Source organism: Streptomyces sp. NBC_00523 (assembly GCF_036346615.1).
Taxonomy (GTDB): Bacteria; Actinomycetota; Actinomycetes; order Streptomycetales; family Streptomycetaceae; genus Streptomyces.
In genome coordinates this window covers 3,653,149-3,667,378 of record NZ_CP107836.1, presented here as the reverse complement: position 1 = coordinate 3,667,378, position 14,230 = coordinate 3,653,149, and the positions used below count along the sequence as shown (strand labels likewise).

The 14,230-nt window shown below is 71.2% G+C and carries 15 protein-coding genes and 2 tRNA genes; 12 read left to right on the top strand and 5 right to left on the bottom strand.

Going from position 1 to position 14,230, the window contains the following annotated elements; all coding sequences use genetic code 11:
* Positions 1-38: 38 nt before the first annotated feature.
* Together OHS17_RS16595 and OHS17_RS16590 are read left to right on the top strand one after the other, a co-directional pair.
* Entirely contained in the window at positions 39-638 is a 600-nt protein-coding gene (locus tag OHS17_RS16595; RefSeq protein ID WP_330312805.1) for a DUF3566 domain-containing protein, read from the top strand.
* Between the two features lie 76 nt (positions 639-714).
* Positions 715-788 (top strand) — tRNA-Ile (locus tag OHS17_RS16590).
* A 419-nt stretch (positions 789-1,207) separates the two neighbouring features.
* On the opposite strand, the gene OHS17_RS16585 is transcribed toward OHS17_RS16590, so the two are convergent.
* The gene (locus OHS17_RS16585) at positions 1,208-1,591 is read right to left on the bottom strand and encodes a DUF6344 domain-containing protein (protein ID WP_330312804.1); all 384 of its coding nucleotides are present in this window, start codon (positions 1,589-1,591) and stop codon (positions 1,208-1,210) included.
* A 295-nt stretch (positions 1,592-1,886) separates the two neighbouring features.
* On the opposite strand from OHS17_RS16585, the gene OHS17_RS16580 reads away from it, so the two are divergent.
* The 3 genes from OHS17_RS16580 (at position 1,887) to OHS17_RS16570 (ending at position 5,485) form a co-directional block, all read left to right on the top strand.
* Positions 1,887-2,021 carry a DLW-39 family protein gene (locus OHS17_RS16580; RefSeq protein ID WP_003958712.1) on the top strand — a complete coding sequence of 45 codons (135 nt, stop codon included), beginning with the start codon at positions 1,887-1,889 and terminating at the stop codon, positions 2,019-2,021.
* Between the two features lie 150 nt (positions 2,022-2,171).
* On the top strand, positions 2,172-4,133 hold the full coding sequence (locus tag OHS17_RS16575; protein WP_330312803.1) for a vWA domain-containing protein: 1,962 nt from the start codon (positions 2,172-2,174) through the stop codon (positions 4,131-4,133).
* A 17-nt stretch (positions 4,134-4,150) separates the two neighbouring features.
* Positions 4,151-5,485 (top strand): hypothetical protein, encoded by a 1,335-nt coding sequence (locus tag OHS17_RS16570; protein ID WP_330315275.1) that lies wholly within the window; start codon positions 4,151-4,153, stop codon positions 5,483-5,485.
* Positions 5,486-5,507: 22 nt separating this feature from the next.
* Here OHS17_RS16570 and OHS17_RS16565 read toward each other — a convergent pair whose 3' ends face one another.
* Entirely contained in the window at positions 5,508-6,896 is a 1,389-nt protein-coding gene (locus tag OHS17_RS16565; protein WP_330312802.1) for a serine/threonine protein kinase, read from the bottom strand.
* A 58-nt stretch (positions 6,897-6,954) separates the two neighbouring features.
* The gene (locus tag OHS17_RS16560; RefSeq protein ID WP_026171365.1) at positions 6,955-7,503 is read right to left on the bottom strand and encodes a helix-turn-helix domain-containing protein; all 549 of its coding nucleotides are present in this window, start codon (positions 7,501-7,503) and stop codon (positions 6,955-6,957) included.
* Positions 7,504-7,671: 168 nt separating this feature from the next.
* Between OHS17_RS16560 and OHS17_RS16555 the strand changes: the two genes are divergently transcribed.
* Positions 7,672-7,744 (top strand) — tRNA-Ala (locus OHS17_RS16555).
* Between the two features lie 82 nt (positions 7,745-7,826).
* On the opposite strand, the gene OHS17_RS16550 is transcribed toward OHS17_RS16555, so the two are convergent.
* A complete protein-coding gene (locus OHS17_RS16550; RefSeq protein WP_330312801.1) occupies positions 7,827-8,558 on the bottom strand; it encodes a DUF5324 family protein in 732 nt (243 codons plus the stop codon).
* A 336-nt stretch (positions 8,559-8,894) separates the two neighbouring features.
* On the opposite strand from OHS17_RS16550, the gene OHS17_RS16545 reads away from it, so the two are divergent.
* Complete coding sequence (locus OHS17_RS16545) at positions 8,895-9,422, top strand: peptidylprolyl isomerase (protein ID WP_330312800.1); 528 nt, start codon at positions 8,895-8,897, stop codon at positions 9,420-9,422.
* Between the two features lie 155 nt (positions 9,423-9,577).
* Entirely contained in the window at positions 9,578-10,477 is a 900-nt protein-coding gene (locus OHS17_RS16540; RefSeq protein ID WP_330315274.1) for a rhomboid family intramembrane serine protease, read from the top strand.
* 320 nt (positions 10,478-10,797) lie between these two features.
* On the opposite strand, the gene crgA is transcribed toward OHS17_RS16540, so the two are convergent.
* Positions 10,798-11,052, bottom strand: a complete 255-nt coding sequence (gene crgA / locus OHS17_RS16535; protein ID WP_018101913.1) for a cell division protein CrgA — start codon at positions 11,050-11,052, stop codon at positions 10,798-10,800.
* Positions 11,053-11,193: 141 nt separating this feature from the next.
* On the opposite strand from crgA, the gene OHS17_RS16530 reads away from it, so the two are divergent.
* The 4 genes from OHS17_RS16530 to OHS17_RS16515 all read left to right on the top strand — a co-directional run bounded on the left by OHS17_RS16530 (position 11,194) and on the right by OHS17_RS16515 (position 14,204).
* Positions 11,194-11,961 (top strand): DUF881 domain-containing protein, encoded by a 768-nt coding sequence (locus OHS17_RS16530; protein ID WP_026171366.1) that lies wholly within the window; start codon positions 11,194-11,196, stop codon positions 11,959-11,961.
* Between the two features lie 94 nt (positions 11,962-12,055).
* Positions 12,056-12,241 carry a hypothetical protein gene (locus tag OHS17_RS16525; protein ID WP_018101915.1) on the top strand — a complete coding sequence of 62 codons (186 nt, stop codon included), beginning with the start codon at positions 12,056-12,058 and terminating at the stop codon, positions 12,239-12,241.
* Entirely contained in the window at positions 12,238-12,876 is a 639-nt protein-coding gene (locus OHS17_RS16520) for an aminodeoxychorismate/anthranilate synthase component II (protein ID WP_330312799.1), read from the top strand. Before OHS17_RS16525 ends, OHS17_RS16520 begins: the two co-directional genes overlap by 4 nt.
* Positions 12,873-14,204 (top strand): class E sortase, encoded by a 1,332-nt coding sequence (locus OHS17_RS16515; protein ID WP_330312798.1) that lies wholly within the window; start codon positions 12,873-12,875, stop codon positions 14,202-14,204. The genes OHS17_RS16520 and OHS17_RS16515 overlap by 4 nt, the downstream gene beginning before the upstream one ends.
* The last annotated feature ends 26 nt before the right edge of the window (positions 14,205-14,230 follow it).

Genomic DNA, 14,230 nt, shown 5'->3' with positions numbered 1-14,230 from the left:
GTGCCCGTGGCCCCGCCACGGACTCCCAAGGGGGCACTGTGACGGATACGCGGGGCCCTCAGCCCCAGTACGAGGGTTACGCGACCGGGCCGCTGCCCGGCGAGCGGGAACCCGCACCGGGCCAGGCGGGCCCGTACCACCCGCCGCAGGCCTACCCCTCGCCTCCGGGCGGGACCCAGGGCGGTGGGCGGCCCTACGGTGCTCAGCAGGGCGTGGGACCGGCCCAGACGGCCCGCAAGCCGCGGACGGGGGCGCGGACCACTCCGCGTACCCGTAAGGCGCGCCTGCGGGTGTCCAAGGCCGATCCGTGGTCGGTGATGAAGGTCAGCTTCCTGCTGTCCATCGCGCTCGGCATCTGCACGGTGATGGCGTCGGCGGTCCTGTGGATGGTGATGGACGCGATGGGCGTCTTCTCCACCGTGGGCGGCACCATCAGCGAGGCGACCGGCTCCAACGAGGGCAACGGCTTCGACCTCCAGGCGTTCCTGTCGCTGCCCAGGGTCCTGATCTTCACCTCGGTCATCGCGGTGATCGACGTGGTCCTGGCCACCGCGCTGGCGACGCTGGGCGCCTTCATCTACAACCTGTCGGCGGGCTTCGTGGGCGGTGTCGAGCTCACGCTGGCGGAGGACGAGTAGCCCTCCGGGTATCGATTTTGGGACTGGCCCCGACGTGCGCTAATCTTCAGAAGTCAGCGCGACGGAAAAGCGCGGCGGGGCTATAGCTCAGTTGGTTAGAGCGCATCCCTGATAAGGATGAGGCCACAGGTTCAAATCCTGTTAGCCCCACAGTACGAAGGCCCCCCACCGGAAACGGTGGGGGGCCTTCGGCGTTGTCGAACCTACTCACGTGAGGAGGCTGCGCGTCGTCTCGTGGCCGTACGCCGCAGGCGGCCGTGCGGCGTCTCCGTGAGGGTACCGAGGATGAACGCCTGCCTGGACCAGGGCGGCTGAGGGCAGTCCCGGTCCTGTCGGCATGAGGCTGGTCCCGGTCTCAGCGGCCAGGAGCCGGTCCCCGTCCCGTCGGACCAGGAGCCGGTACGAGATACAGGCCAGGGCCCCCCTGCGAAGCCGGGGGCCCCGATGGGCGCGACGGTGGTCACCCGACCTCTCGCCGCCCGGCGTGTGTGAACGCCCGGGCGCACGGGAAAGCCCCCGTCCGGTGTGAACCGGCCCGGGGGCTCAGGGGGTCAGGTGCTGCGGCGCTGTCACGGTGGGAGGAGCGAGGCGTCCTGCGCCAGGGTGCCGTGCGAGGTGCGGGCGGAGCCCGTGGTGTTCACGGTGTTCTTCGTGTCTGCGGACAGATGCCGGGTGGCGGGTGAGGAGCCGTGTGCCTCGGCGCGGATGCGCTGCTTCATCGTGGGCGGCAGCGCCCGGTCACGCGGAAGGGTCCATCGCACCGAAGGTCCGGTCGCTGTTGCGCGGTCGGCGGGGGTGTGCTCGTGGGCCGTGGCCGCCGGCTCCGTGTTCGTGTTCGTGGCTGTCGCCTGTGCGGCGGTGGCCGTGGAGCTCGCGAGGCCCAGAGCCGCGAGGAGTGCGAAGAACGCGGTGACGAGGGCGGTCCAGATGTTCTTGGCCGAGACGGTGCTCATGGCCCCTCACTTTCAGGTGGTCCGGTTTGCTTACCTTTCCGATGATGTGGATCCGGCCCGCGATTTCGTGGACCGACGCCGCGCATGCGCCGATCTTCAGATGAACACCACTCGTATGGTTCAACCGGCCCGCCCCGGCCTTCCATGAGGGCTTCCGAGGGGGACGCACAGAGGGGTTCCGGCCGCACGTCGGCAGGCGCCAATTGGGTTGCGGGGAGGTCACCGGTCGATATCGGCCGGTGTGTATAGTCGGGCGGCAGAAGTCCCCTACGCCAACGAAGGACGAGGTCGCGCGGTGAAGAAGCTTCTCCTGGTCGCACTGGCCGCCATCGGCGGGCTCCTCGTGTACCGCCAGATCCAGGCGGATCGCGCCGAGCAGGATCTGTGGACGGAGGCGACCGACTCCGTGCCCGCGGGTTCGGGTGTCTGAGACGGAACAGCCTGGTACGAGCCCCGGTCGCTGACGCGGCCGGGGCTTCGTGCTGTTGCGGGACCGTGACAGCTGTGCTCTTGAGTTCGCGCAAGCAAATCAATAGCTTGCGTGAGCAAAGACATTGACTGTTCGGTCGAGGGGGCACGGGTGAGGACAGGTCATCACCGCGGCGGTGCGCGGGCGGGGATTCTGATCGGTGGGGCGTTGTTCGCCCTGGTGGCGGGCGCGCTACCCGCCCCGGCGGCAACGGCCGCGCACGGGGCGCCAGCGGTCGCGCGGTCCGGCGGCAACGGCAGCCTGGTGATGGTGCTCGACTCGTCCGGCTCCATGGGGGACGACGACGGCACCGGCCGCACCCGGATGGAGAGCGCCCGCGCGGCCGTCTCCACGGTGGTGGACGGCCTTCCGGACGGCTTCCCGACCGGGCTGCGGGTCTACGGCGCCGACCGGCCGCACGGCTGTACGGACACCCGCCTCGTCCAGCCGGTGCGCGCCCTTGACCGGGGCGGTCTCAAGCGGGCGGTCGAGGCGGTGCGGCCCCGGGGCGACACCCCCATCGGCCTCTCGCTCCGCAAGGCGGCCGAGGACCTGCCCGAACCGGCGGACGGCGCCATCGGCACGCGCACGATCCTGCTGGTCTCGGACGGCGAGGACAACTGCGGTGCGCCGGCGCCCTGCGAGGTTGCCGAGCGGCTCGGCGGGGAAGAGACCGGGCTGCGCATCGACACCGTCGGCTTCCAGGTGGAGGGCCCCGCCCGCGAACAGCTGGAGTGCATCGCGCGCGCGGGCAAAGGCCGTTACTACGACGCACCGGACGCCGACGCACTGGCCCGCCAACTCCAGCGCGCCGCACGGCTCTCGGCGGACGGCTACCGGCTGAAGGGGCGCCGGGTGACCGGCGCGGCCACGGCCGACCGGGCACCCGTACTGACCCCCGGGCAGTACCTGGACACCATCGGGCCGGGCGAGAAGCGGTACTACGCGGTCGACTTCGACGCCGCCTCCACGGCGGACCTCGCCGCGACAGCGGTCCCGCAGCCGGGGGCGGCGGTGGACACGTTCGACGCCCTGACCACCAGGATCGAGCACGCCGGACACGGGTACTGCGCGACGGACACCGAGCGCTTCTCGCAGCGGGAGGGCGCGGTGCCGCTGACGGCCGCGGTCGCCCGGGTCCCCTCGCCGGACGGCGGCCGCGTCTGCGACCGTGCGGGCCGCTACCGGCTCGTGGTGGAGCGGACGAGCAAGAAGGTCTCGGACGCGGCCCGTTGGCCCCTTGAGCTGGTGTACGGGGCCGAGGCGCCGCTGGCGGAGGGGGTGACGCCCGCTCAGTCGGAGACGGAGTACGGCGCGGGTGACGGGAACGCCGCGCTGCCGACGGGCGATCCGCGCGATGTGCGGGGCGGCACCGGCTTCAACGACGCGCGGGAGCTCGGCCCCGGCGTGTGGCGCGACCGCGTCCTGCCCTCGCAGACTCTCTGGTACAAGGTCCCGGCGGGCTGGGGCCAGCAGGTCTCCTACACCGTCGAGTTCGCGAACGAGCCCACGGTGGACCGGGCCCACTCCACGTACTCGTACGGCGCCACCCGGCTCTACACCCCGGCCCGCTTCCCGCTCGACGGGGGCGGTGAGTTCCACGGGAGCACGCTGTACGACGGCAGCCCCGCGGCGGTCCGGATGGGCGGGGTCCCGGTCGCCTGGACCAACCGCTACGAGAGCCGGTCGTACGTCCAGCCGGTGCGCGTCGGGGGCGACTTCTACATCTCGGTGACGCTGGGCGCGCGGGCCGCGGAGATCGCGGAGAACCCGGAGATCGGTGTGGTGCTGCGCGTGGCGGTGCTGGGCGAGGAACGCTCCGGGCCGGGGCGCGACGCCCCGGCGGTTACGGGACCGGCGGGCGGGAAGACCGGCGGCGCCGAGGGCGCGGGGGCGGACAAGCAGGGCGATTCGGCCGCTGCCGCAGACAGTGGCGGTGCGGGAGGGGCAGGATGGGCGGTCGTTGCGGCCGCGGGCGCGGGGGCTGCCGCCATGGCCGCAGTTCTGGCCGTGTTCGTATATGTACGCGGCCGCCGGAGGGCAGCCGTACGGATGACGAGGGGAAGCGCGTGATGAGGCGGCGCAGCAGGATGCGGGGGGCGCTCGCGGCGGTGGCGGCGGTGTTCGCGGTGGCGGCGCTGCCGGGACAGGCGTACGCGGCCGGAGCCCCCGGCTCGTACACCTTCGATCCGGACGCCGAGTCGGCGGCCGGCGCCGACATCAGCGCCGAGGCGACGAAGCTGAAGCCTGGCGGGGTCTACAAGAGCGCGATCCGGAGTGGGCAGAAGCTGTACTACCGGCTGGACCTGGACGCGAAGACGAACGCCTACGTGTCCGCCGTCGTCGTGCCGAAGGGCGGCGGCAAGGTGTCGTACGGGGACGGGATCACGGTCAGCATCCGGGACAGCTCGGACGACGAGTGCAGTTCGCAGGACGCCGTGTTCGGGACCGCGCAGTACCCGCGCCCCATCGCCGCCTACGCCTCCCGGCGGATCGAGAAGGACGGCAGCTGCCAGGACGCCGGTACGTACTACGCGCTGATCGAGCGGGAGACCAAGGAGACCTCGGACCAGGGGGAGTGGGACCTGGAGCTGCGTTACGCCTCCGAGCCGGAGATCGCGAACGCCTCCTCCGCGCCGACCACCGCCCCGACGTCCTGGGCGTCCGCCTCACCGCAGCCGCCCGCCGCCGCCACGGACAACACCCGTCGCGGGGGCGCCGGCTACTACGACGCCACGAGCCTGGAGACCGGCGAGTGGAAGGACCGGATCGAGCCCGGGCAGACCCTCTTCTACCGTGTGCCGGTGGACTGGGGCCAGCAGCTCTTCGCCACGACGGAGCTGAGCAACAGCACCTCCGAGAAGAGCGCGTACGTCAGCAGCGCGCTGACGGTGTCGCTGGAGAACCCGGCACTGGGGCACGTCGCCGATGTGTCGCCCACGGCCTATACGGGAAAGCCGGTCTCCGTCCCCTTCGACCCGCTGCCCCCGGTGGCGTACCGGAACCGGTACGACTCCAGTGACGATGTCGGCGGGATGCGGTTCGCGGGCTGGTACTACCTCTCCGTCACGCTGAGCCCGGACCTCGCGAAGCCGTACGGGCAGAAGCCGATCGCGCTGACCCTCAAGATCAGTGTGAAGGGCGAGGCGGGGAAGTCGCCGTACAAGGGCGATGCCGGGATCTTCTCTGTGACCCAGGGCGACAAGGACGCGGCGCGGGAAGGGCAGAGCGGCGCGCAGGCCGCCGAGGCCAGGAGCGAGCGCGGCACGATGAAGCTGGTCGCGGCGGCCGGAATCGGCGCCGGCACCGTGCTGGTGCTCTGGCTGGGGGCGTGGACCCTGATCGCGCGACGCCGCGCGGCCGCGGCACCGGCCGCGCCCACGGGCGGGCAGTACCCGTACGGAGGGCCGCCTCAGGCCTGGTAGGCGCGGGCGGCCGCCCTCGTACTCAGGACTGGGTCAGCGCCCAGATGCCCACGGCGAAGCAGACCAGCGCCACCAGCAGGACCGGGACCGCCACCCTCGGGGACGGTCCCGGACGCGTTCCGGGGGCGGAGGCCGGTGCCTGGAAAGGGGCCGTCCCCTGCTGGGGGGCCGTGTAGGGGTGGGTGAAGGACCGATCCTGCGGACCGGGAGCCGGGGCGAGCACGGGGTTCGCGTCGGGGGCGGTGTACCCGGCCGGCTGCGGATAGCCGTACGGGGCCGCGGGTGCGGCGGTGTGCGGGGCGTGGTGCGCGGGAACGGCCGGCCCGGGGGGCGGGAGGTGGAAGCTGCCCGTCTCGGACATGGGAGCGGGCGCGGAGGGGTAGGGCTGCGGCTGCTGCCCGCTGGGATGAGGGCCGGTCGCCAGGGGCGCCGTCGGCTGGGGCGCCGGGGCTTGCTGGGGCGACGGGGGCGCGGTCGGCTGACCACTTGTCTGAGGGCCGGGTGAGTGCGCTGCCGCCGGGCCGCCGGACCGCAGCGGGCCGTCGGGGCCGAAGCCCTCGGGAAGCGGGCCGATCTGGTCGAAGACCTCCACCGGCTCCTCGGCGTCCGAGGGCTCGGGAAGCATCTCGACGGCGGCGTTCAGGGCCTTGCGCGCGCCCGTGGCCGTACGGAAGCGGTCCTGCGGGTCCGGCTGCAGGAGGCCCGCGATGACCTGCCACAACGGCTCCGGGACGCCGTCAGGGGCACTGGGGGTGCCGTGCTCCGCGAAGTGCTCGATGAGCGCCTGCGAGTCGGGCTTGGTGCCCTGGAGCAGATAGAGGGCGACCAGGCCGACCGCGAAGAGGTCCGCCGGGAAGTCCGGTTCGGCGCCCATCATCTGCTCGGGCGCGAAGTAACCGAGCGTCCCCACCACGTAGTTCGTCTCGGTGAGGCGCGGCTCGCCCTTGCGCATGGAGATGCCGAAGTCCGACAGCCGCAGATGCGGGCGGCCCCGGCCGGTGGCCTCCATAAGGATGTTGGCCGGTTTGATGTCCCGGTGCACCACGCCTTCGGCGTGCACCGTCGAGAGGCCGGCCAGCAGCTGGTCGAGCAGGGTGCAGACGAAACGAGGGGGCAACGGGCCGTAGTCGCCGATGACATGGGCCAGTGAGCCGCCGCTGACGAGGTCCATGGTGAAGAGAACCTGGTCGTCGTCGGCGGCCCAGCTGGCCGGTGCGAGCACATGGGGGTGCTCGATGCGCAGCGCCTGTTCACGGACGAAGCGGAGCAACGTGTGCGCGTCGCTCTGCTGGAGCACCTTGGCCGCCACATAGCGGCGGCGCCGGTGGTCCCAGGCGCGCCACACGGCACCGACCCCACCACGTCCGATCGGATCGACCAGTTCGTACCGTCCGGCGAAGACCTCACCCATGGCGCTGTGCCCGCTCCCCGTTCATGTTTCCGGCCCGTGCCCCCGTACCGTGCGGGGCCTAGCTCTGGTGGCTCTCGTAGTGCGCCACCGCTTCCGCGGTGCGCCCCGCTCCGTACACCCGGAGGAACTCTGCCAGTTCCGGGTGGGTCGGGGCGAGGGAGTCCGCCGCATCGATGATGTCACCGGCGGCCGAGACCGACCGCAGCAGCGACTGGATCTCCCGGACCACCCGGCGGACGGTGGGTGCTCCGCCGGTCGATGTGGTCTGGCCGGTGCCGGAGAGGACGGATCCGCCCTGGGACTTCTTGATCTCCTCCATCCGGGCTGTGGCCTCGGCGGCGCTGACGCTGCCGTCAGCGACCTGTCCGGCCAGCTCCTGAAGGGCCTGGACGCGCTGGACGACAGCGGGGTTGCCGATCTTCGCGCGCTGACCGCTCATGAGCTGGGAGAGCATGGGAGCGGACAGTCCGAGTGCCGCGGCGAGGCGGGCCTGGTTGAGTCCGAGGTCGTCGATCAGCCGGCGGAAGAGCGCCCCCAACGGCTCCCCGTACCAACTGCGCTGGAGGTCTCTGGCTCTGGCCGTCGCCTCTTGCTGCGCTGCATCCATTGCGTCTCCCCTTCGCATCGGCTTCGCTGCTGCGAACCTCGACCAGCATCTTACGGAGCGTGGTCGCGCACGGGGAGTCCCCGAATTTTTGCAGGATCACCGGGGTGAGCCGGTACTCTGTTCTGCGGCGGTGACCGGAACATCCAGGTGTTCGGGCTGCGTGCTGTCGGGGCCTTAGCTCAGTTGGTAGAGCGCTGCCTTTGCAAGGCAGATGTCAGGAGTTCGAATCTCCTAGGCTCCACATCCCAAGAGGTCCCCTGATCTGCGGAAACACGGATCAGGGGACCTCTTTGGTGTGCGTGCTGTCGTGCGGTGTGCGCGGGTCAGGCGCGGTCGTCCAGGCCCGTGCCCTCCGGGCCGTCCTCGCCGGCCGCCTCGGCGTCGGCCTGCTTGGCCTCGACCTCGGGGTCCAGGAGGGTCGAGGTCTGCGGGCTGCCGTCGACGGAGGACAGCGGGGCGCGGTCGTCCACCTCGGTGGGGGCGGGCGGCTCCACCAGCCACTCGGGGTTGGCCTGCTTGTCCCACCAGCGCCACACCGCGTAGCCGGCGGCCGCGAGGATGCCGGTCACGGCCAGGCCCTTGAACGCCTTGCCCGCCCTGGCCCGTCGCTCGTGCTTCCGGGCCAGCTTGCGAATCTGCTTGGCCGTGACCTGGCCGCGCAGTGCGGCCACCGCGGCGGCGCTGCGGGCGGCGGCTTCCTCCGCCACCGGCTGGGCGGCGGCCCGGGCGCTCTCGATGCGCGGGACGGTGTAGTCCGCGGCGCTGCGGGCGGCCTGACGGGTGCGGAGCGCGGCGCGCTGGGCGGCCTCGTCGACCTTGGGGGGTACGTGTGTGCGGGCGAGCTCGATACGCGGGGCGACGTGCGCGCCGTACTGCACACGGGCCTGCTTGGCTGCCTTCGACACCTTCGGTGCGAGCAGCGTGCGGGCCTCGTGCGCATAGTGAACGGCCTGGTCCTTGGCCGAGTCGGCGTAGGGCGCCACCACTTCCGCGGCGTGCTGCACGCTGTCCCTCGCCGAGTCGGTTGCGGCACGCACGCTGTCGATGCGGGTCACGGGATCCTCCTCCTTGGTGGCGGGTAGGTACTCCGCCTTTCCACCCAATTCGAGATCATGCCTGCGTGGGCCCTGTGCGGCATGTGGGGCGGGCATCCGGGTCATTCGGTACCTCCCGACGACCATGCCATGGTTCATCCGGTATCGCGCCGGTTCGTCACGCACTTGGCCGCATCGGTTGTGCCGCGGCGGCGCGGAGGCGACCGTCTCCCGCCTCGGACGCCGCGGGGGCGGCCCGTGCAAGGATCGGAGCGTCGGTCCGGCCCGGTCAGCGGTGCGGTCCGGCGCGCAGCGCAGACGCGCAGAGCACACGTGCAGACTCACGGAAGGCAGATCGTGGCCGAGCAGCTTTACGCCACCTTGAAGACCAATCAGGGCGACATCGAGATCCGGCTCCTGCCGAACCACGCTCCGAAGACGGTCAAGAACTTCGTCGAGCTCGCCCAGGGTGAGCGCGAGTGGACCGACCCGGCCACGGGGCAGCCGACCCGGGCCCGGTTGTACGACGGCACCGTCTTCCACCGCGTGATCAGCGGTTTCATGATTCAGGGCGGTGACCCGCTGGGGAACGGCACGGGTGGCCCCGGGTACAAGTTCGCGGACGAGTTCCACCCCGATCTCGCCTTCACCAAGCCGTATCTGCTCGCCATGGCCAACTCCGGACCCGGCACCAACGGCTCGCAGTTCTTCGTCACGGTCTCGCCGACGGCCTGGCTGACCAACAAGCACACGATCTTCGGCGAGGTGGAGGACGCGAAGAGCCGGCAGGTGGTGGACGCCATCGCGGGCACCGCGACCAACGCGCGTACCGACCGGCCGGTGCAGGACGTCGTCATCGAGTCGGTGAGCGTGGAGAAGCGCTGATCGCCCAGCGCGTCCGTCTGCTCACTCTCCGATTTCACGTTCGGGAACCAACCGCCCCGCCCGTCCGTATCTCATGGCAGAACGGATGCGCGGGGCGGTGTCGTGCGCACCCGTGCGACGACGAGGACCGAGGGGACCGGGAAGCCATGGGACCGATGGACCAGCAGCCGCCGGGCGCGGCCGGAACACCCCCGCCCGTCGAGGGGCCGGCCCACTGCTATCGGCACCCGGACCGGGAGACAGCGGTCCGGTGCGTCCGCTGCGACCGGCCCATCTGCCCGGACTGCATGGTCGACGCGTCGGTCGGCTTCCAGTGCCCGGACTGCGTCCGCCGGGGATCCGGTACGGGGCACAGCGCCTCGGCCGCGCGCCCGCGCACACTGGCCGGGGGCGTCGTCGCGGCGGACCCCCGGCTGGTCACCAAGATCCTCATGGGGATCAACCTCGCGGTGTTCGTCGCGGTCCTGGCCGACCATTCGCTGGTCGACCGTCTCGAGCTCCTGGGCCGTGCCGTCTTCACGGACGAAGGGCCGCTTGAGGGCATCGCGGAGGGCCAGTGGTACCGGCTGGTGACGTCGATGTTCCTGCACGAGGCGCCGTGGCACATCGCCTTCAACATGCTGGGGCTGTGGTGGCTGGGCGGACCGCTGGAGGCGAAGCTGGGCCGCGTCCGCTTCCTCGCGCTCTACCTGCTCTCCGGGCTGGCGGGCGGCGCCCTGACGTACTGGCTCGCGGAGCCGAACCAGCCGTCGCTGGGAGCCTCGGGCGCCATCTACGGTCTGCTGGGCGCCACCGCCGTACTGATGCGCCGGCTGAACTACGACATGCGCCCGGTCATCGCGATCTTCGCGCTCAACCTGATCATCACCTTCAACCCCTGGGGCGGGATCGCCTGGCAGGCGCATGTCGGGGGGCTGATCGCCGGAGTGCTGATCGGGATCGGCATGGTGCACGCCCCGCGTGAACGCCGGGATCTGGTGCAGTTCGGGACCTGCGCCCTGGTGCTCGTGGCCGTCGTCCTGATCGTGGTGACGAGAACGGCTGCCCTGACCTAGAGGGCGCCTCCGGCCGTCTCCACAGGACAGTTGTGGACCATTTGTGACCGGAGTTGTCCACAGGGTTCCACAGCATGATCCGGATCTTGTGCATAGCGCGGGAACAACTGTGCCCCTTGTCCCTGAGCTGGGTTTTTCCAGTCGGGACAAGGGGCGTCCCGCCCCGGGGCGGGGGCGGCTGCAGTCACACCGGCGTCAACGGCCTGAGAGTTATCCACAGATCGTCTGACCTTTTCCCCCACCTGTGGATAACGCTGTGGGTAACTCAGGGCAGGGGTTGCGGAGCAGGGTCGGCGTGTGGTTCTACGCGGTCGCGTGGGCTATTTCCACTGGGTGGAGACGCCGAAGCCGCCGGCGATGAAACCGAAGCCGACGACGATGTTCCAGTTCCCCAGCGACTTCACCGGCAGATCGCCGTCGGTCACATAGAAAACGACGATCCAGGCCAGCCCGATGAGGAACAGCGCCAGCATCACGGGCGCCACCCAGCTACGGCTGGTCAGCTTTATGTTGGTCGCCTGCTTCGCCGGGGGCGGCGTGAAGTCGGCCTTCTTGCGGATCCGTGACTTCGGCACGAGGAACTCTCCTGTCGATGCGCTGCGTGACCGCGCAGGGAACTGTGGCTGGCGCCGGGGCGGGGCGCGAGGGGGAATGTGGCCTCCCCCGGGCGTCCGTTAGCGTAGTCCTTCCGTGGCACCGAAGGAGATAAGGGTACGTTGAGCAATTCTGCCGACTCTCCCCCCGGGCCGGTCCGCCGCACCTTCCGGCACCCGGCCAGAGTGCTCACGGCTGCCGTTTTCGCCCTTGCCGGACTCATCTTCGTGACCAGCGCGAATACGGCGAAGGGCACCAATATCCGGACCGACGCCTCACTGCTGAAGCTTTCCGACCTCATCCAGCAGCGCAGCGAGAAGAACGCCGCCCTGGAGGAGTCCGCCGCATCCGTGCGCGAGGACGTCGACAGCCTCGCCCAGCGCGACAACGGCAGCACCAGGGCGGAGGCCGCCAGGCTCAAGGCGCTGGAGCGGACCGCGGGCACCACCGAGCTGTCCGGCCCGGCCGTCTCCGTCACGCTCAACGACGCCCCGCCCAACGCCACCGCCAGCCCCGGCTACCCCGATCCGCAGCCCAACGACCTGGTCATCCACCAGCAGGACCTCCAGGCCGTCGTCAACGCCCTGTGGCAGGGCGGCGCCAAGGGCGTCAAGGTCATGGACCAGCGGCTGATCTCCACCAGCGCCGTGCGCTGCGTCGGCAACACCCTGATCCTCCAGGGCCGGGTCTACTCACCCCCGTACAAGATCACCGCGGTCGGCGACACCGCTGCGCTGCGGCGGGCGCTGGACGCCTCGCCGGCGATCCAGAACTACCTGCTGTACGTGAAGGCGTACGGGCTCGGCTGGAAGGTGGACGAGCAGGGGACCGCGACCCTCCCCGGCTACTCGGGCACCGTGGACCTGCACTACGCGGAGCCGGTGAAGTAGCAGACGGCGACAGGCGTCGCACAGCTTTCCACAGGCACCCCACGCCGGGCCCCGGGCCCTTTAGTCTGGACCCGGTACCGAATGGAGGGTCTGGATGTACAGCTGGATCTGGCGGCATCTGCCGGGCAACGTGTGGGTGCGTGCGTTCATTTCGCTCGTCCTCGCCCTGGCGGTCGTCTATGTGCTGTTCCAGTACGTCTTCCCGTGGGCGGAGCCGCTGCTTCCGTTCGGCGATGTGACGGTCGACGGAGCGAGCGCGCCGACGGGGGCCGCCCGGTGAGCGCCCGCATCCTGGTCGTGGACAACTACGACAGCTTCGTCTTCAACCTCGTCCAGTACCTCTACCAGCTCGGTGCCGAGTGCGAGGTGCTGCGCAACGACGAGGTGACCACGGCCCACGCGCAGGACGGCTTCGACGGCGTCCTGCTCTCCCCCGGCCCCGGCACCCCGGAGCACGCGGGCGTCTGCGTCGACATGGTGCGGCACTGCGCGGCGACCGGCGTCCCGGTCTTCGGGGTCTGCCTGGGCATGCAGTCCATGGCGGTGGCGTACGGCGGCGTCGTCGGCCGCGCCCCCGAGCTGCTGCACGGCAAGACCTCGGCGGTGCTCCACGAGGGCGCGGGCGTCTTCGCCGGACTGCCCTCGCCGTTCACCGCGACCCGCTACCACTCGCTCGCCGCCGAGCCGGACACCGTGCCCGACGAGCTGGAAGTCACCGCGCGGACCGCGGACGGCATCATCATGGGCCTCCGCCACCGCGAGCTGGCCGTCGAGGGCGTGCAGTTCCACCCGGAGTCGGTGCTCACCGAGCACGGCCACCTGATGCTGGCCAACTGGCTGGTGCGCTGCGGGGACACCGGAGCCGTCGAGAGGTCGGCGGGGCTCGCTCCGGTGGTGGGCAAGGCCGTCGCGTGACCCCACCCCGCCACGGAGCCGGGGCCGGGCAGGACGACCCGCACGATCCGCGGGCGTACGAGGACCCGGGCGCGTTCGAGGCGGCGGTCCACCGGCTGGCGGACCCGTTGAACGACCCGCTGCCGGGCCCGGAGCCCGTGGTCCCGGAGCCCGTGGTCCCGCAGCAGGCGCCCTACGAGCCACAGAGCCCTCAGCAGGCCCCGCAGGAGTGGTACGACCCCGATGGGTACCAACGGGACTGGTACGGCCACCAGGAGCCCGTACAGCCGCCTTCGGAGGCATCGCCGCCCGCGCCCGACCCGCACGTCCCGGGCCCCGCGGCCGTTCCGCAGCCCCCTGCCTCCGAGGCCGTGGAGCCGGCCACGGAGGTCCTCGGCCGAATAGACGCGGGCGACCCGGTCGTGCCGGCGCCCCGCCCGGAGCCGGAAGCGCTCACCGAGGCCGACGCGCCCGGAGGCGTACCCGACGCGCCCGGAGGAGCGCCTGACGCGCCCACGCCCCCGCCCACCGGCGGACGCGCCGAGCGCAGGCGTGCCGCCAAGGGGCGCGGCCGCCGGCGTCCCGCGCCGCGGCCCGGTCCCCAGAGCGCGGCCCCGGCGAAGCCCATGACGCGCATGGAGGCGCGCCGCGCGGCCAAGGCCGCCAAGGACAGCCCCGCGATCGTCATCAGCCGGGGCATCGGCGAGCTCTTCATCACCCTGGGCGTCCTGATGCTCCTGTTCGTCACCTACCAGCTCTGGTGGACGAATGTGCGCGCCGACCAGATCGCCGGCCGGGAGACGCACAAGATCCAGGACGACTGGGCCAAGAACGAGAAGACCCCTGAGAAGCAGGAAGCGTTCGAGCCGGGGCAGGGCTTCGCCATCATCCACATCCCCAAGCTGGACGTCGTCACGCCGATCGCGGAGGGCACCAGCAAGGAGAAGGTCCTCGACCGGGGCATGGTCGGCCACTACAGCGAGAAGCCGCTGAAGACGGCGATGCCCTCCGCCAAGGAGGGCAACTTCGCGCTGGCCGGCCACCGCAACACCCATGGCGAACCGTTCCGCTACATCAACCGCCTGAAGCCCGGCGACCCGATCGTGGTCGAGACCCGGGAGGCGTACTACACGTACGAGATGACGAGCGAGCTGGCGCAGACCTCGCCCTCCAACGTCTCCGTGATCGCGCCGGTGCCGGAGCAGTCCGGGTTCACCAAGCCCGGCCGGTACATCACCTTGACGACGTGTACGCCGGAATTCACGAGTACGTACCGTTTGATCGTCTGGGGCAAGATGGTCGACGAACGGCCGCGCAGCGAGGGGAAGCCCGACGTGCTCGCGGACTGAACGGGCCGGACGCCATGAAGACAGGG

Coding starts and splice junctions, on each gene's coding strand:
- OHS17_RS16585 (WP_330312804.1), bottom strand. CDS start 1,591: ATGAGCACCGTCTCGGCCAAGAACATCTGGACCGCCCTCGTCACCGCG.
- OHS17_RS16560 (WP_026171365.1), bottom strand. CDS start 7,503: ATGGATGCAGCGCAGCAAGAGGCGACGGCCAGAGCCAGAGACCTCCAG.
- OHS17_RS16565 (WP_330312802.1), bottom strand. CDS start 6,896: ATGGGTGAGGTCTTCGCCGGACGGTACGAACTGGTCGATCCGATCGGA.
- OHS17_RS16540 (WP_330315274.1), top strand. CDS start 9,578: ATGGACCAGCAGCCGCCGGGCGCGGCCGGAACACCCCCGCCCGTCGAG.
- OHS17_RS16570 (WP_330315275.1), top strand. CDS start 4,151: ATGCGGGGGGCGCTCGCGGCGGTGGCGGCGGTGTTCGCGGTGGCGGCG.
- OHS17_RS16525 (WP_018101915.1), top strand. CDS start 12,056: ATGTACAGCTGGATCTGGCGGCATCTGCCGGGCAACGTGTGGGTGCGT.